Below are 15,893 nucleotides of genomic sequence, written 5' to 3' on the forward strand. Positions count from 1 at the left end.
GAAGCGTGCCCGCAGCCGACGCGATCCTGCCCGACCTGGCCCTCAGCGCCGCGGCGTTCGACCGTCGCGGGGACCTGCGCCCCGATCCCGGCCTCCTGCCCCGGCTCCTCGCCGACCCCGCGACCCGGGTCGTGCGCCTCGTCGGGGACCGGGCCGAGGTCGTCGATGACGCGTCCGGCCCCCGGCTCGTCGTCGGTGCCCCCGACGCCCGCGACCCCGACCGCCTGGCCCTCTACCTCGGCGAGGTCGACGACACGGCGTGGGTCGGCGTCGTCGCCGACGACCTGCAGACCGCCGTCCCGGCCGACGTCGGGCCCGACGACGACGCGTGGCGCACCCTGCGGCAGGTGGGTGCCGACCTCGACGACGTCGGGGCCGCGGCGTTCACGACGACGCTCGCCCTCGCCAACTGGCACCGGGCCCACGGCCACTGCCCCCGCTGCGGGCGCCCCACCGAACCCGACCTCTCGGGCTGGATCCGCCGCTGTGCCCACGACGGGAGCGAGCACTACCCGCGCACCGACATGGCCGTCATCATGGCGGTCGTCGACGCCGACGACCGGATCCTCCTCGCCCGGGGGCGGGGGTTCCGGCAGGGCGGGATGTCGGTGCTGGCCGGCTTCGTCGAGCCGGGGGAGACGCTGTCCGCGGCCGTGGCGCGGGAGGTCCGGGAGGAGGTGGGGGTCGAGGTCGCCGACGTCACCTACCTCGGCGACCAGCCGTGGCCGTTCCCGACCTCGCTCATGCTCGGCTTCACCGCGCGAGCCCTCGGCACCGACCTGCGGCTGCAGGAGGAGGAGATCGAGGAGGCGCGCTGGTTCAGCCGCGAGGACCTGCGGCGGGCGGTCGAGGACGGCACCGTGCTCGTGTCGGGACGCATCTCCATCTCGCGCCGCCTCGTCGAGCACTGGTACGGCGGTCCGCTCGACGCCCCCGAGGTCCGGCTGCGCTGAGCCGGCCGTCCCGAGGGTCAGGCGAGCCGGTCGCGGACCTCGCCGATCGAGGGGTTGGTCGCCGCGCTGCCGTCGGGGAAGAGCAGGGTCGGGACGGTCTGGTTGCCGCCGTTGACCGACATGACGTACTCGGCGCTGCCCGGCTCGCGCTCGATGTCGACCTCGGTGTAGCCGATGCCCTCGCGGTCCATCTGCGACTTCAGGCGGCGGCAGTAGCCGCACCAGGTCGTCGTGAACATCGTGACGGTGCCCGCGTCGGGCAGGGTGCGCTCGGGCGCGCTGGACATGGGTGCTCCTGGGGTCGGTGGTCGGCTGGGGCAACGCGCGCGGCGTCCCGATCCTTCCCGGCGACCGGGCTGGGGACGGCCGCCGGGGACGTCGGCGGCGGCGCCTAGGATCGGGCGCGATGACGACGCTCCCCGTGCACCCCGGCGCCGACGCCGTCCTCGACGCCCTCGACCCCGAGCAGCGCGAGGTCGCGGCGAACCCGAGCGGGCCGATGTGCGTCCTCGCCGGCGCCGGCACCGGCAAGACCCGGGCCATCACCCACCGCATCGCCTACGGCGTCCTGTCCGGGGTGCACCAGCCGCAGCGCGTCCTCGCCGTGACGTTCACCGCCCGGGCCGCGGGCGAGATGCGCACCCGGCTGCGTGACCTCGGCGTCGGCGGGGTCCAGGCGCGGACCTTCCACGCCGCCGCGCTCCGGCAGCTGCACTACTTCTGGCCCCAGGCCATCGGGGGAGCGTCCCCCGAGGTCATGCCGCACAAGGCGAGCGCCGTCGCCGAGGCCGCCTCGCGCCTGCGGATCCGCGTCGACGGTCCCGCGGTCCGCGACCTCGCCTCGGAGGTCGAGTGGGCCAAGGTCTCGATGCTCACGCCCGAGTCGTACGCACCCGCGGCCACCGCCCAGCGGCGCGAGCCGCCCGCGGGCCTCGACCCCACGGCGATGTCCCGCCTCCTCACCTCCTACGAGGACGTCAAGGCCGACCGCGGCGTCATCGACTTCGAGGACGTCCTCCTCCTCACCGTCGGCATCCTTCGCGAGCACGAGGAGATCGCGCGCGCCGTGCGCGGCCAGTACCGGCACTTCGTCGTCGACGAGTACCAGGACGTCAACCGCCTCCAGCAGACCCTGCTCGACCTCTGGCTCGGCGAGCGGCGCGACCTCTGCGTCGTCGGCGACCCCGCCCAGACGATCTACTCGTTCACCGGGGCCTCGCCCGAGCACCTCCTCGGCTTCCGCACCCGCCACCCCGACGCCCACGTCGTCGAGCTCGTGCGCAACTACCGCTCCACGCCCCAGGTCGTCCGGCTCGCCAACCTCGTGCTCAGCGGGCCGGGGGGCTCCCGGCGCTCGGGGTCGGTCGAGCTGAGGGCCCAGCGTCCCGACGGGCCGGTCCCCGAGCTCGTCGTCGCCGACAGCGACCCCGACGAGGCCGCCCGCGCCGCGACGCGCATCGCGACGCTCATCGCTGAGGGGCACCCCGCCTCGGAGATCGCGGTCCTCTTCCGCACCAACGGCCAGAGCGAGGGCATCGAGTCGGCCCTCGCCGAGCGCGGCATCCCGTACCTCGTCCGCGGCGGCGAGCGCTTCTTCTCGCGCAAGGAGGTGCGCGACGCCGTCGTCCTGCTCCGCGGGGCCGCCCGCTCCGACGACGGGTCGGTGCCCCTCCCCGACCTCGTGCGCGACGTCCTCCTCGGGGCCGGGTGGAGCCGGGTCGCCCCGACCTCCGGGGGTGCCTCGCGCGACCGCTGGCAGTCCCTCGACGCCCTCGCCGAGCTGTCCGACCAGCTGCACGCCCTCGAGCCCGAGGCCCGGATGCCCGCCTTCGTCGCCGAGCTCGAGCAGCGCTCGGCCGAGCAGAACGCGCCCACGGTCCAGGGCGTCACCCTCGCGTCGTTCCACGCCGCCAAGGGCCTCGAGTGGGACACCGTCCTGCTCGTCGGCTGCTCCGACGGCCTGCTGCCCATCTCGATGGCCGACACCCCCGAGGCGGTCGAGGAGGAGCGCCGCCTGCTCTACGTCGGGGTCACCAGGGCCCGCGAGCGGCTCGTCCTGTCCTACGCCGGCGCGCGCACCCCCGGGGCCAAGGCCACCCGCCGGCCCTCACGCTTCCTCGACGGCACCGCCGACGTCCTCGGCGAGGCCGCGCGCTCCCAGCCGAGGAGCCGCAAGCGCGTCAAGGCCGCCGGCAAGGGTCCCGTCCCCCTGCGCTCGACCTGCCGGGTGTGCGACGGCGACCTCGCCACCGCCAGGGAGCGCACCATCGGGCGCTGCTCCTCGTGCCCGCCCACGGCCGACGAGGCCCTGTTCGAGACCCTGCGCGCGTGGCGCCTCGAGCAGGCCAAGGAGGCCGACGTCCCCGCGTACGTCGTCTTCACCGACGCCACCCTCACGGCGATCGCCGAGCGGGTGCCCCTCGACACGAGGGAGCTGTCGCAGATCAGCGGGGTCGGGCCGGCCAAGCTCGAGCGCTGGGGCGAGGCCGTCCTCGCCGTTCTCAGAGAATTTTCTGACGACTGATCACGGTGTCGCACAACGGATCACGTGGTGTCCGCGGGACGACACGGAAACTTTCCGGATTAAATGCGTTGCCACCCACGATTCCGCTCCCATACGCTCTTCTGACACACCTCGCGCGCCCCTTCGGGCGTGCGTCCGGGAACGAGCAGCAGTGAGGAGGGTTGGCCCCATGGAGAACACGACGATGAAGGAGGCGGCGATGAGCGCTGTCCGCAGCACCTGCACGCGTCTGTGGCGCGGCGCCAACACCGGTCACGCAGGCACGTTCCGCTCCGTCCAGGGGACCACTGTGTCCGCCGCCGGCTTCCGCGGTCGTGACGCCCAGCTCATCGATCTCGGCACCGCCGTCGCCCGCATCGTCGCCCCGTTCACGGGAGTCGTGTATCCACGCCTCGAGGCACCACCCGTCTGACCACCAGACAGGCGCACCTCGAGGCCGCGGATCCCGACACCGGGATCCGCGGCCTTCGTCGTTTCCCGGCCCACCCCACCCCCAGACGCACCCCAGACGCACACCACAGACCACGCGAGGACACGAGATGACCACCACCCCGGTGCGGACCCACGAGGGCCGCCCCCCGCATACGACGCGCCCCACCCGGCGCGCGACCGACCAGACCGAGCGCCACACCCGGCGCGCCGACCAAGGAGGTGAGGCACCGATGCACCTGACCGAGCTCCTCGACCTGCACGAGGCGTCCGCGACGACCGGCGAGGGGATTCCCTGCCGCGAGAACGACGCCGAGATGTGGTTCGCCGACACCCCCGAGGGTGTCGAGTTCGCCAAGTCGCTCTGCGGCACCTGCCCGGCACGCACGGCCTGCCTCGCCGGGGCACTCCACCGGCGCGAGCCGTGGGGTGTCTGGGGTGGCGAGCTCTTCGTCCAGGGCGTCGTCGTCCCGCGCAAGCGCCCCCGAGGCCGGCCCCGGAAGTCCGAGGTCGCCGCGTAGGCGCCACCCGTCCCACCACGATCCACAGACCAGCACCACCAAGGAGAACGAGATGTACACCAGGCGAATGCAGCGCCTCCGTCGCACCGCACAGGAACGCCGCGTCCACGAGACGCAGCGTCAGGTGCAGGCCGCGGCCGAGCGCGAGCAGGTCCGGGCGACCATCCACGCCATCGTGCGATGACCCCCGCGACCGACGAGCGCACCGCCCCCGACACCGCGTCGGGGGCGGTGCTGTTCCACCCCCCGTCACCCCTCCACGAGGTCGCGCTCACCGAGCGCGAGTTCTGGCGTGCCGTCGGCGCGACGGTGCTGGCTACCCTGAGGCCATGGTCTCGCTGACGATCGCCCAGGACCCCACCGCCGACCGCGTCCTGTCCGAGGACCCGTTCGCCCTCCTCGTGGGGATGCTCCTCGACCAGCAGTTCCCGATGGAGCGCGCCTTCGCGGGCCCGGCGAAGGTGCTCGAGCGCTTCGGGACCCTCGACCCCGCCGCCGTCGCTGCCGCCGACCCGGAGGCCTTCGCCGACCTGTGCGCGACGCCCCCCGCCGTGCACCGCTACGGGCGCTCGATGGCCGCGCGCATCCAGGCGCTCGCGGTCGTCGTCCGTGACGAGTACGCCGGCGACGCCTCGAAGCTGTGGCGCGAGGCCGCGACCGGCGCCGAGCTGGTCGGCCGCGTCAGGGCGCTGCCCGGCTTCGGCGAGCAGAAGGCGAGGATCTTCACCGCCCTGCTCGGCAAGCAGCTCGGCGTCCGCCCGCCCGGGTGGGAGCAGGCCTGTGGCGCCTACGCCGAGACCGGCTCGTACCGCTCGGTGGCCGACGTCGTCGACCCCGACTCCCTCCAGCGGGTGCGCGACTTCAAGAAGGCGGCCAAGGCGGCCGCGAAGTCCGGGGCCTGAGCGCCGTGGCCGGCCCCGGCGACGAGCGCGTCGTCTGCGCGACGTGCGGCACGTCGCCCCGCGACGACGCCGCGCTGGCCCTGGCCCGCACGACGTGGGCCCGCGGCACCGAGAACCGTCGCGCGGTGTGGACCTGCCCGCAGTGCAGCCGCGAGCACCTGCGCAGCATCGAGGGCAAGCTCGACTCCTCGTGGTGGTGAGCGCCCCGGTCAGCCGGGCGAGGGCGGCAGCCGGGACTCGTCGACCCCGGAGAGGTGGGCGCACACCATCTCCCGGAGCGGCACGGTGCCGCCGAGCTGGCTGAGCACGCCGATGCCGCCGAGCCAGACCCGGTGGATCAGGAGGTACTCGGGCGGCAGGTTGAGCTTGAGCCCGATGAGGAACTGCGGCCGGCGCGGGTCCTGCAGGGTCGCCGCGGCGCCGCGCAGCCACGCGCGGGTGGGGGTGAACTCCTCGTGGAGCAGCGGCTCGACGAGGGGGGTGAGGTAGGCCAGCAGTGCGTCGGGGTCGATCTCGATGCCCTTGCGGATGAACCCCTCGCTGCGCAGGGCCTGCTCCAGCGCCGGGGCGTCGCCGGCGAGCGCCTCGGTGAGCACGCGCCCGAGTGAGGTCGGCAGCCCGTGCGGGAGGCGGTTGACGGCCCCGAAGTCGAGGACGCCGAGCCGGCCGTCGTCGGTGACCCGGAAGTTCCCCGGGTGGGGGTCGGCGTGGAGCATCCGCGCGACGTTGGGCGCGCGCAGGAGGAACTCGAGGTAGAGGGTCGCGGCCTCGTCGCGCTGCTCGGGCGTGCCGTCGGTGATGATCCGCGACAGCGGCGTGCCGTCGACCCACTCGGTGACGATGACGTTGCTCGACTCGACGAGGACGTCGGGGACGAGGACGTCGTCGTCGCCGCGGAAGGCCGCGGCGAAGTGGCGCTGGTTGCGGGCCTCGAGGTGGTAGTCGAGCTCCTCGCTCATCCGCGCCTTGAGCTCGTCCATGATCGGCTTGACGTCGATCCCCGGCACCCACGAGCCGGCCATCCGGGCGACCCGGGAGATCTGGTTGAGGTCCGAGAGCAGGGCCTGGGCGGCACCGGGGTACTGGATCTTCACGGCGACGACGCGGCCGTCGCGCCACACGCCCTTGTGGACCTGGCCGATCGAGGCCGAGGCGGCGGGGACGTCGTCGAACTCCACGAGCTTGGTGCTGGCCCAGCGGGGGCCCAGCTCGCGGGCGAGGATCTCGTGCACCCGGTCGGCGCCCATGGGCGGGCCGGCCTCCTGGAGCTTGGTCAGGGTGGCGCGGTACGGCCCGGCGAGGTCCTCGGGCATCGCGGCCTCCATGACCGACAGCGCCTGGCCGAACTTCATCGCCCCGCCCTTGAGCGTGCCGAGCACGGCGAAGAGCTGCTCGGCCGTGCGGGCCTGCAGCTCGGCGGCCACGGCCTCGGCGGGACGCCCGCCGACCCTCTTGCCGACCCCGAGGGCCACCCGACCGGCGTGCCCGAGGGGCAGCCCGACGAGCTTGGCGGCACGGGCGACGCTGCCCTTGGGGATGTCGGTCACCCGGCCATTCTCACCCGCGCGCACCGACAACCGGGCCGCGGCCCCCAGACGCGGTGCGTCACGCGAACCTCGTCGAGGGCGACCTCGGTCGAGATCCCGCCCAGGGAGTCGTCGCCGCGCAGCGTCGTGAGCACCGTGACGACGGCGACGGCCGTCGCGAGGACGAGGGTCCCGGCAGGGACGTCCGAGGGGCCGCCGACGCGTGAGCCGTCCCACGCCGGGCCGGTGCAGCGCAGGCACGCGGTGCGCCCGGGGAGGACGAGCGGGCCGACGACGAGGCCGTGCCGCCCGAGCACGACGGGCAGGTGCGGCACCCCGCGGGCGTGCCACGGGTCGCCCGCCCAGGCGGGGGTGCGCCCCTGCGCGACGACGACGACGACGCGAGGAGGCGGCCGCCCGTCGAGCCGCAGCTCCGCCCCGTCGGCGGCGTGCAGCCCGCCCCCGACCACGAGGCCGTACCGGCGGAGCTGGGCGACGAGCTCCTCGGCGACCGGGCCCCACCCGTCGACGACGACGTCCGGCACGGCGTCCTCCTCCACGGCGTTGTCCGCCACGGCGTCCTGCGGCACGGCGACCTGCGGCACGCCCTCGTCACCGTCCTCCATCGGTCACCCCCGTCCTGTCGCGACCTCGCCATCCTGCCGGTGGTCGCGTCGTGCCCGCGCGGGTCGTCCACAGCCCCGGGGTGCCCCGGACGCGACGCGGCCCCGGTCCGTGGAGGACCGGGGCCGCGGAGCGTGGTTCGGGGGCGCTCAGGCCTTGCCGAGGATGCGGTTGAGGTTCGTGCCGCAGACCGGGCAGACGCCCTTGGCCATGCGGCGGCCGTTCTCGGAGACGACGACCTTCCCCTCGGCCTCGCGCTTCTCCTTGCACTTCACGCAGTAGAACTCGCCCTTGTAGGTCTCGTCAGCCATGGACGCTCTCCTTGTCGTCGACGACGGCGACCTGCCGCGTCGATGCGGATCTCTCGCCGCTGTCGCGGCCTGGACGGGTCCCACAGTAGCCACGGGCGGGGGTCGCGACCCCGTGACGCGCCCACGCCACGCCGCCACTGCGCCCCCACGCGAGCACACCCGCACCATGCGCCCCTTGCGCGTCGGGACGCCCTACGCTCGTGCCGTGACCAGCGAGGACGTCGAGGTCCGCCGCAGCCGGCGGCGACGACGCACCGTGAGCGCCTACCGCGACGGCGGGCGCACCGTCGTGCTCATCCCCGCCTCGTTCACCCGCGACGAGGAGGAGCGCTGGGTGGCGCGGATGCTCGAGCGCCTCACCACCGGCGAGCGGCACCGGCGACCCACCGACGCCGCGCTCCTCGCGCACGCCCAGACCCTGTCGCGGCGCTACCTCGGGGGGCACGCGAAGCCGACGAGCGTGCGGTGGGTGTCGACGATGGGCCGGCGCTGGGCGTCGTGCACGCCGTCGGAGGGGACCATCCGGGTCTCGGACCGGCTGCGCGACGTCCCCGACTTCGTCCTCGACTACGTCGTGCTCCACGAGCTGGCCCACCTGCTCGTCCACGGGCACGGGCCGGCCTTCTGGCGGCTGCTCGCCTCGTACCCGAGGCTCGAGCGGGCGCGCGGCTTCCTCGACGGCCTCGCCCACGCCGAGGGGCTCGACCCCCTCGAGGAGTCAGAGGCCGAGGGCGAGCCGGGCGGCTGAGACGAGCGGCGCGAGCTCGGCGGCGGTCCCGGGTGGGAGCCCGTCGACCGGCCACCAGCGCACGTCGTGCGACTCGTCGCTGACCACCGCCCGCGCGCCCTCGGCGGCCACGGCCGCGTACCGGACGTCGAGGTGCTCGTGGCACCGCCCGAACGAGCCGACGAGGACGTGGCGGTCGAGCTGGACCGGGTGGGGCAGCGGGTCGAGCGTCGCCAGGCCCGACTCCTCGCGCCCCTCGCGGCGCGCCGCCTCCCACAGGGACCCGTCGCCGGCCTCGAGGTGCCCGCCGAGCTGGAACCAGGCGTCGGCCTTGCGGTGGTGGGTCAGCAGGACCTGCTCGCCCGACCCGTCGAGGACGACGCAGGAGCCGGTGAGGTGGGCCGGCGGCCCGGCCTTCGCCACGGCGTCGGGGTGGGCCGCGAGGTGCTCGAGGTAGGACGCCCGCAGCCCGTCCTGCGCCGCGTCGGGCGCGGTCCACCGGGTGAGGACGTCGACGGCGTCGGCGTGCAGGTGGGCGAAGGTGGCGGCGACGCCGTCGGTCACGCGGGGTCCTCGCCGCTGAGCAGGCGGTCGAGCTCGGCGTCCATCGCGTCGCCCTCGGGTGCGGCGGACCGCTCGACGTAGCCGAGGGGGTCGTCGAGGTCGGTCGCTCCGGGCGCGAGGTCGGGGTGGCGCCAGGCGCCGTCGCGCAGGGCGGTGCCGCCGCGGTCCTCCAGGGCCCGGAAGAGGTTCGCCGCGTCGCGCAGCCGGCGCGGGCGCAGCTCGAGCCCGACGAGCGACCCGAAGGCCTTCTCGGCCGGGCCACCCGTGGCGCGGCGACGGCGGACCGCCTCGCCGAGCGCGGCGGCCTGCGGGAGGTGGTCGCGGGTCGCCGACTCGGTGACGACGTCGACCCAGCCCTCGACGAGCGCGAGGAGGGTCTCGAGGCGGGCGAGGGCGGCCTGCTGGGCGGGCGACTGCTGGGGCGCGAACATCCGGCCCTGGAGCGCCTGCTGGACGGCCTCGGCGTCGGAGGGGTCGATGGAGCGGACCGCCTCGTCGATGGCCTCGGTGTCGATGCTGATGTCGCTCGCGTAGTCGCGCACCGCCGCGAGGAGGGCGGGGGCCAGCCACGGCACGGCGCCGAACAGCCGGACCCGGGCGACCTCGCGCACGGCGAGGTAGAGGCGGGCCTGCGGCTCGTCCACCTCGAGGCCCTCGGCGAAGGCCCGCAGCGACTGCGGCATGAGGACGACGTCCGGGGAGGGGACGAGGGGGAGGGAGACCTCGCACCCGGTGAGCACCTCGCCGGCGAGCGTCCCCGAGCCCTGGCCGAGCTGCATCGAGAACATCGAGCCGTGCATCCGGCGCAGCATCGGACCGGCCTGGTCGAGCATCCCCGCCACGCCCTCGGGCAGGTCGGCCTCGCCGATCTGGCCGAGCTGGGTCGACAGGGCCGTCCCGACGGCGTCGGTGACCCCCTCGGCGACGGGCTCGACGAGGTCGGTCCACACCGGCATCGTCGCCTCGACCCACTCAGCGCGGCTCCACGCGGCCCCGCGCAGGCCGGGGGTGCTGACGTCGGTGACGGCGTCGAGCCACATGCCGGCGACCTGGACCGCCTCGGCGGCCCCCCGCCGGTCGGCCTCGGTGGCGAGCGCGTCGCCCTCGGCCGCGACGGTCTTGCGGGCGATGTCGGTGGCGAGGGTGGTGTTGACGGCCTCGCCGGTGTCGGGGGTGGCGAACATCGCCTGGACCTGCTGCATCACCATCGCGAGCATCTGGGGGTCGACCTTGTCCAGGCCCATCCCCTGCATCATCGAGGCGACCTGGGGGTCGACCGGGCCCCCGCCGGTGAGGCTGCTCAGCAGCCGCTCGATCTCGGGCGGCAGGCCGGGATCGTCGTCGTCTCGGGGGTTCGTCGAACCGGGGTCGTTCACACCGGGCTCCTCGCGGGGGGTGAGAGGATGTCGTCTCGTCCAACCCAACCACGACGACGCCGGAATGGTTCCGCCCCGAGCGTCCCCGAGGAGCCCCATTGCCGTCCGACCTTGACGCGGTCGTGCTCGTCGAGCTGCGGGACGCACCGCTGTCCGTCGACGAGGTGCTCGACGCCGTCCGCCACCCCGCGTGCGGCGGCATCGCCCTCTTCGTCGGCGTCGTGCGCGACCACGACCACGGTGAGTCCGTCAGCGCCCTCGACTACGAGGCGCACCCGAGCGCCGCCGAGACGATGCGCTCGGTGTGCGAGGAGGTCGCGGCCTCCCACGAGGCGTTGCGCGTGGCGGCGGTCCACCGCACCGGCGCCCTGCAGGTCGGCGACCTCGCCGTCGTCGTCGCGGCCGCGGCGCCGCACCGCGGGCAGGCCTTCGACGCCGCGCGGGCCCTCATCGACACCCTCAAGACGCGCACCCCGATCTGGAAGCACCAGCAGCTCGTCGACGGCTCCACCGAGTGGGTGGGGCTGCCGTGACGACCCGCTCCGCCGACGTCGTGTCCGACGAGCCCGGGGCGCAGGGCCCGTTCCTGCCCCGGAGCCGGTTCGGCCGCCGCCGTGGCCCCCGGCCCGGAGGCGACCCAATGCGCCCGGGCCTGGTCCCCGCGGCCATCCTCACCGTGACCTTCCTCGCCATCGCCGTCGCGGGGGTGCTCTCGTTCATCGGCCTGCCCTACGTCGTCATGTCGCCCGGTCCCGCGACGAACATCCTCGGTGAGGCCGGGGGCAAGAAGCTGCTCGAGGTCGAGGGCGCCCCCACGTACCCCACCGAGGGTCGGCTCGACTTCACGACGGTCAGCGTCCAGGGCGGCCCCGGCGTGCGCGTCACGACCTACGACGTCCTGCGCGCGTGGGTCTCCGGCTCCGACGAGGTGCTGCCCGAGGACGAGGTCTTCCCGCCGGACACCACCGAGGAGCAGGTCGAGGAGGAGGGCGCGGCCGAGATGGCCGGGTCGCAGACCGTCGCCGCCGCCACGGCCCTGCGGGCGCTGGGCAAGGAGGTCGACCAGGTCGTCGCCATCGCCGGGGTGCCCGACGGCAGCCCGAGCAAGGACGTCTTCCGCGCGGGCGACGTCCTCGTCTCGGTCGACGGTGACGCCGCCACGTCCTCGGACGCCGTGCGCGCCGCGGTCCAGCGCCACGAGCCCGGCGACACCTTCCCCGTCGTCGTCCGCCGCGACGACCGTGAGCAGACCCTCACGGCGCGCACGGGCGAGTCCGAGGGCCGCACCGTCATCGGGGTCGGCCTGCGCATCGACTACGACCTCCCGGTCGACGTCACCCTCAACACCGGGAACGTCGGCGGTCCGTCGGCCGGCCTGATGTTCAGCCTGGCCATCTACGACGTCCTCACGCCCGGGGCCCTCACCGGTGGCAAGGACGTCGCGGGCACCGGCACGATGGACGACGACGGCTCGGTCGGGCCCATCGGCGGCATCCGCCAGAAGCTCGTCGGGGCGCGGACCGAGGGGGCCGAGTTCTTCCTCGCGCCCGCCGACAACTGCGACGAGGTCGTCGGCCACGTGCCCGACGGCCTGAGGGTCGTGCGGGTCGCGACGTTCGAGGAGGGTCGCGACGCGGTCACCGCCATCGGCAGGGGCGACCTCGGCTCCCTGCCCACCTGCGGCTGACCGACGCCCGCCCCTCGGCGTCAGTGCGGGCTGAACGTCTCGCGCAGCGCGTGGACCAGGCCCGGGGCGATGTCGTCGCCGAGCGCGACCCTGTCGTCGCTGTCGTGGTCGCGCTGGCGCAGGAGGCAGCGCGACCGTCCGTCACGGGTCACCGCGACGAGCAGCCGCACGTCGGCGCGGCCGGGGTGCTCGGCCACAGCGCGCAGCGCGTCGGCGTCGTCCGAGGGGAGGTCGCGCTCGGCCTCCGGGGGCACGACGATCCGCTCGACGGCGATGGCGCAGCCCGCGACCTGGTCGGGCCAGGCGATCTGCGCGAGGAGCTCCTCGAGGCCCGGTGCCTCGGGGAGCTCCTCCTGCTCGATGGCGCTCAGGGCGCCCTCGACGGCGTCGTGGGCGGCGAGGCCGTCGCCGAGCTGCGGCTCGGCGGAGAGGAGCTCGGCGGTGGGCACGAGGGCGAACAACCGGACCGGCTGGTCCCACCCGGACCGTGCCACGTGGCGCTCGGTGTCGAGCGCGGCGAGGGTCAGGGGGTCGGTCACGGGCTGGGGGGTCTGGGTCACCGGACCATGGTGCCCGATGACCGCGCAGGAGCCCGGGGTACCTTTGTCGCCCACGGTCGACACGGGGGCCCACCCCGCCCGACGGGACGAGGAGAGCAGTGAGTCGCTCGGAGTGGTTCGACGGGCCCGCCGGCCCGGGAGACGGTACGCCTCGCGCCGAGGGAGGTGACGGTCCTCGCGGACCGTCGCGGCCCGCGGCCCGCCGACGGAGGGGGCCGCTCGGCACCACCCTCGTCGTCCTGGCCGGGCTCGCCCTGCTCGGAGGTCTCGCCGCCGACATCCTCACCGACGTCTGGTGGTACGACTCCGTCGGCTTTCGCGGCGTCTTCGTCAAGGAGCTGACGACCAAGGTCCTCATCTTCGCCGTCGCGGGTCTCCTCACCGCGGGTGCCGTCGCCGTGAGTCTCGTTGCGGCGTACCGCACCCGGCCGATCTACGTCCCCACGACCCCGGCCCAGCAGGTGCTCGAGCAGTACCGCCAGGCCATCGAGCCCCTGCGCCGCCTCGCCGTCGTCGCGATCCCCGTCGTCCTCGGCCTCCTCGCGGGCTCGGGCTCGCTCGGTGCGTGGCGCACGGTCCTGCTGTGGGCCAACCGCGAGCCGTTCGGTATCGAGGACCCGCAGTTCGGGATGGACGTCGGCTTCTTCGTCTTCACCCTGCCGTTCCTCCGCTTCCTCGTCTCGTTCGTCACCGTCGTCCTCGCCCTCGCGTTCGTCGCCGGTGCCTTCACCCACTACGTCTACGGCGGCCTCCAGCTCCCGGGTCGCGGCCCGACGACGCGCGCCGCGTACGTCCACCTCGGCGTCCTCGGCGCGCTCATCGCCCTCACCCGCGCCGCGTCCTACTGGCTCGACCGCTACTCCCTGTCGACACAACGGGGTTCGCTGCTCACCGGCATCACCTACACCGACGACAAGGCGGTCCTGCCGACCAAGGCGATCCTCGCGGTGGCGGCGATCATGTGCGCCGGCTTCTTCCTCGCGGCAATCTGGAGCCGCAGCTGGCGCCTCCCGATCACCGGGGTCGCCCTCCTCGTCGTCACGGCCGTCCTCGTCGGGGGCGCCTACCCGGCGCTCATCCAGTCGCTGCGCGTCAAGCCGTCCGAGAAGTCGCTCGAGGCCGAGTACATCGGGCGCAACATCGCGGCGACGACCAGGGCGTTCGGGCTCGACCGGGTCAAACGCGTCCAGAACCCCGCCCCTCCGGCGACCCCCGACAAGGAGACCGAGCGCGACGACGCCACGTCGATCCCCGGCGTGCGCGTCATCGACCCCAACGTCGTCGCCCCGACCTTCCGCCAGCTCGAGGGCCAGCGCGACTACTACGCCTTCCCCGACACCCTCGACGTCGACCGGTACGAGATCGACGGGTCGACCCGCGACGCCGTCGTCGCCGTCCGCGAGATCAACCTCGACGGCCTTCCCGACAGCCAGCGCAACTGGCTCAACGACCACACGATCTACACCCACGGCTACGGCTTCTACGCCGCGTACGGCAACCAGCGCACGAGCGAGGGCGACCCGGTGTTCTTCGAGGGTGGCGGCCGCAGCTCGATCGGCGAGTACGAGCCGCGCATCTACTTCGGCGAGCTCTCCCCCTCGTACTCCGTCGTCGGTGCGCCGGAGGGAGCGCAGCAGCGCGAGTTCGACTTCCCCGCCGGCAGCGAGGGCGACGTCGCGGTCAACAACACCTACGCCGGTGACGGCGGTGTCCAGATCGGCTCGATGCTGCGCCGCCTCGCCTACGCGGTGAAGTACCGCGAGGCCAACTTCCTCCTCTCCGACGCCGTGAACTCCAGCTCGCGCGTGCTCGACCACCGCAGCCCGACCGAGCGCGTCGAGCGGGTCGCCCCGTGGCTGCGCCTCGACGGCAACGTCTACCCGGCGGTCGTCGAGGGCCGCGTCCAGTGGATCGTCGACGGGTTCACCACCTCGGCGAACTACCCGAACAGCCGTCTCGTCGAGCTCGCCGACGCGACGTCCGACTCGGTGACGAGCCGCTCGAACGTCGTCACCGTCGGCGCCGGGCAGGTCAACTACCTGCGCAACTCCGTCAAGGCGACCGTCGACGCCTACGACGGCTCGGTCAAGCTCTACGGCTGGGACACCACCGACCCGATGCTCAAGGCCTGGGGCAACGCCTTCCCGGGCTCGGTCCGTGACATCTCGGAGATCTCCGGCGACCTCATGTCGCACATCCGCTACCCGCAGGACCTCCTGAAGGTCCAGCGCGAGCTGCTCACCGAGTACCACGTCACCCAGCCCGGCGACTTCTACTCCGGCTCCGACCGCTGGCGCGTCCCGCGCGACCCCGCGCAGCAGGCCCAGGACCAGCCGGTCGTCTTCCAGTCGATCGCCCTGCCGGGGGAGGAGACGGCGTCGTTCTCGATCACGACGTCCTTCGTGCCGGCGAGCAACAACGAGGCCGGCCGCGAGATCCTGCGTGGCCTGCTCGCCGTCGACGCCGACGCCGGGAACGAGGCCGGGAAACCGGGGGAGGGGTTCGGGACGCTGCGGCTGCTCGAGTACGGCTCCGCCACACCGGCCGGTCCGGGCCAGGTGATCAACCAGATCCAGAACTCCACGGCGCGGTCGCAGAACACCGCCGAACCGCTCAACCTCGCGCAGTACATCACCCAGAACTCGGGCTCGGGGAAGACGCTGACCTTCGGCAACCTCCTCGCCTTCCCGCTGCAGGGCCGGATGTTCTACGTCCAGCCCCTCTACGTGCAGGCCTCGGCCGGCTCGGGGTCGTTCCCCCAGAACAAGGTGACGGTCGCGGTCTACGGGACCAACGTCGCGTGGGGCGACACCCTCGAGCAGGCGATCAACGGCCTGTTCGGCGAGGGTGACGGCGAGGAACCGCCGACCGACCCGGGGACCCCGACCGACCCGGGGACCCCGCCGACCGGCACGGTGGCCCAGCAGCTCGCCGCGGCCCTCGGTGACATCCAGGCCGCGTACACCGCGGGCCAGGAGGCGCTGAGGAAGGGCGACTTCGCCGCCTACGGCACGGCGCAGAAGGAGCTCGACGCCGCGATCAAGACGGCGAACTCGCTCGCCGCGCAGCTCGGCACCGCGGCCCCGACGCCCGCCCCGAGCGGCACCGCGAGCCCGTCCCCGAGCCCGTCGCCCACCGGCTGACGGGAGTCCCACCGGGCCACGGGGGCCGCCCCGGCCGATTTGGCCC

The 15,893-nt window shown here is 74.2% G+C and carries 19 protein-coding genes; 12 read left to right on the forward strand and 7 right to left on the reverse strand.

The genetic code is table 11. From position 1 onward, the window contains the following. Positions 1 to 5 precede the first annotated feature (5 nt). On the forward strand, positions 6 to 953 hold the full coding sequence (nudC, locus tag ACFWN3_RS15415; RefSeq protein ID WP_377641050.1) for an NAD(+) diphosphatase: 948 nt from the start codon (positions 6 to 8) through the stop codon (positions 951 to 953). A gap of 17 nt (positions 954 to 970) precedes the next feature. Here the strand turns inward: nudC and ACFWN3_RS15420 are convergent, their stop codons facing one another. After that, entirely contained in the window at positions 971 to 1,240 is a 270-nt protein-coding gene (locus tag ACFWN3_RS15420) for a mycoredoxin (RefSeq protein ID WP_377641052.1), read from the reverse strand. A 119-nt stretch (positions 1,241 to 1,359) separates the two neighbouring features. Between ACFWN3_RS15420 and ACFWN3_RS15425 the strand changes: the two genes are divergently transcribed. From ACFWN3_RS15425 to ACFWN3_RS15455, 7 genes are all read left to right on the forward strand, one after another. Then, on the forward strand, positions 1,360 to 3,477 hold the full coding sequence (locus ACFWN3_RS15425) for an ATP-dependent DNA helicase UvrD2 (RefSeq protein WP_377641054.1): 2,118 nt from the start codon (positions 1,360 to 1,362) through the stop codon (positions 3,475 to 3,477). Between the two features lie 169 nt (positions 3,478 to 3,646). Then, positions 3,647 to 3,889 carry a hypothetical protein gene (locus tag ACFWN3_RS15430; protein WP_377641055.1) on the forward strand — a complete coding sequence of 81 codons (243 nt, stop codon included), beginning with the start codon at positions 3,647 to 3,649 and terminating at the stop codon, positions 3,887 to 3,889. Positions 3,890 to 4,139: 250 nt separating this feature from the next. Continuing rightward, positions 4,140 to 4,427, forward strand: a complete 288-nt coding sequence (locus ACFWN3_RS15435) for a WhiB family transcriptional regulator (protein ID WP_377645632.1) — start codon at positions 4,140 to 4,142, stop codon at positions 4,425 to 4,427. A 52-nt stretch (positions 4,428 to 4,479) separates the two neighbouring features. After that, on the forward strand, positions 4,480 to 4,611 hold the full coding sequence (locus tag ACFWN3_RS15440; protein WP_377641057.1) for a hypothetical protein: 132 nt from the start codon (positions 4,480 to 4,482) through the stop codon (positions 4,609 to 4,611). Next, positions 4,608 to 4,769, forward strand: a complete 162-nt coding sequence (locus ACFWN3_RS15445; protein ID WP_377641059.1) for a hypothetical protein — start codon at positions 4,608 to 4,610, stop codon at positions 4,767 to 4,769. The genes ACFWN3_RS15440 and ACFWN3_RS15445 overlap by 4 nt, the downstream gene beginning before the upstream one ends. After that, a complete protein-coding gene (locus ACFWN3_RS15450; RefSeq protein WP_377641060.1) occupies positions 4,757 to 5,329 on the forward strand; it encodes an HhH-GPD-type base excision DNA repair protein in 573 nt (190 codons plus the stop codon). The genes ACFWN3_RS15445 and ACFWN3_RS15450 overlap by 13 nt, the downstream gene beginning before the upstream one ends. A 5-nt stretch (positions 5,330 to 5,334) precedes the next feature. Next, complete coding sequence (locus ACFWN3_RS15455; RefSeq protein WP_377641062.1) at positions 5,335 to 5,529, forward strand: hypothetical protein; 195 nt, start codon at positions 5,335 to 5,337, stop codon at positions 5,527 to 5,529. Between the two features lie 9 nt (positions 5,530 to 5,538). Here ACFWN3_RS15455 and ACFWN3_RS15460 read toward each other — a convergent pair whose 3' ends face one another. From ACFWN3_RS15460 to ACFWN3_RS15470, 3 genes are all read right to left on the reverse strand, one after another. Continuing rightward, complete coding sequence (locus tag ACFWN3_RS15460; protein WP_377641064.1) at positions 5,539 to 6,876, reverse strand: ABC1 kinase family protein; 1,338 nt, start codon at positions 6,874 to 6,876, stop codon at positions 5,539 to 5,541. Beyond that, positions 6,873 to 7,481 carry a hypothetical protein gene (locus tag ACFWN3_RS15465; protein ID WP_377641066.1) on the reverse strand — a complete coding sequence of 203 codons (609 nt, stop codon included), beginning with the start codon at positions 7,479 to 7,481 and terminating at the stop codon, positions 6,873 to 6,875. The genes ACFWN3_RS15460 and ACFWN3_RS15465 overlap by 4 nt, the downstream gene beginning before the upstream one ends. A 147-nt stretch (positions 7,482 to 7,628) precedes the next feature. Then, the gene (locus tag ACFWN3_RS15470; protein ID WP_170296269.1) at positions 7,629 to 7,790 is read right to left on the reverse strand and encodes a DUF5679 domain-containing protein; all 162 of its coding nucleotides are present in this window, start codon (positions 7,788 to 7,790) and stop codon (positions 7,629 to 7,631) included. A 166-nt stretch (positions 7,791 to 7,956) separates the two neighbouring features. Here ACFWN3_RS15470 and ACFWN3_RS15475 point away from each other — a divergent pair, with 166 nt between their 5' ends. Beyond that, positions 7,957 to 8,538 (forward strand): M48 family metallopeptidase, encoded by a 582-nt coding sequence (locus ACFWN3_RS15475; protein ID WP_377641068.1) that lies wholly within the window; start codon positions 7,957 to 7,959, stop codon positions 8,536 to 8,538. Here the strand turns inward: ACFWN3_RS15475 and ACFWN3_RS15480 are convergent. Both ACFWN3_RS15480 and ACFWN3_RS15485 read right to left on the reverse strand, forming a co-directional pair. Continuing rightward, complete coding sequence (locus ACFWN3_RS15480) at positions 8,509 to 9,081, reverse strand: NUDIX hydrolase (RefSeq protein WP_377641070.1); 573 nt, start codon at positions 9,079 to 9,081, stop codon at positions 8,509 to 8,511. The two genes, ACFWN3_RS15475 and ACFWN3_RS15480, sit on opposite strands and share 30 nt — an antisense overlap. After that, positions 9,078 to 10,457, reverse strand: a complete 1,380-nt coding sequence (locus ACFWN3_RS15485; RefSeq protein ID WP_377641072.1) for a zinc-dependent metalloprotease — start codon at positions 10,455 to 10,457, stop codon at positions 9,078 to 9,080. Before ACFWN3_RS15485 ends, ACFWN3_RS15480 begins: the two co-directional genes overlap by 4 nt. A gap of 98 nt (positions 10,458 to 10,555) precedes the next feature. Here ACFWN3_RS15485 and ACFWN3_RS15490 point away from each other — a divergent pair, with 98 nt between their 5' ends. Both ACFWN3_RS15490 and ACFWN3_RS15495 read left to right on the forward strand, forming a co-directional pair. Continuing rightward, a complete protein-coding gene (locus ACFWN3_RS15490; protein ID WP_377641074.1) occupies positions 10,556 to 10,990 on the forward strand; it encodes a molybdenum cofactor biosynthesis protein MoaE in 435 nt (144 codons plus the stop codon). Continuing rightward, a complete protein-coding gene (locus ACFWN3_RS15495; protein ID WP_377641075.1) occupies positions 10,987 to 12,144 on the forward strand; it encodes a PDZ domain-containing protein in 1,158 nt (385 codons plus the stop codon). Before ACFWN3_RS15490 ends, ACFWN3_RS15495 begins: the two co-directional genes overlap by 4 nt. A 20-nt stretch (positions 12,145 to 12,164) precedes the next feature. Here the strand turns inward: ACFWN3_RS15495 and ACFWN3_RS15500 are convergent, their stop codons facing one another. Next, a complete protein-coding gene (locus tag ACFWN3_RS15500; protein WP_377641077.1) occupies positions 12,165 to 12,704 on the reverse strand; it encodes a PPA1309 family protein in 540 nt (179 codons plus the stop codon). Between the two features lie 98 nt (positions 12,705 to 12,802). Between ACFWN3_RS15500 and ACFWN3_RS15505 the strand changes: the two genes are divergently transcribed. Continuing rightward, on the forward strand, positions 12,803 to 15,847 hold the full coding sequence (locus tag ACFWN3_RS15505; RefSeq protein ID WP_377641079.1) for a UPF0182 family protein: 3,045 nt from the start codon (positions 12,803 to 12,805) through the stop codon (positions 15,845 to 15,847). Positions 15,848 to 15,893: the final 46 nt, after the last annotated feature.

Origin of the sequence: Oryzobacter terrae, assembly GCF_042756445.1 — a bacterium.
Taxonomy (GTDB): domain Bacteria; phylum Actinomycetota; class Actinomycetes; order Actinomycetales; family Dermatophilaceae; genus Oryzobacter; species Oryzobacter terrae.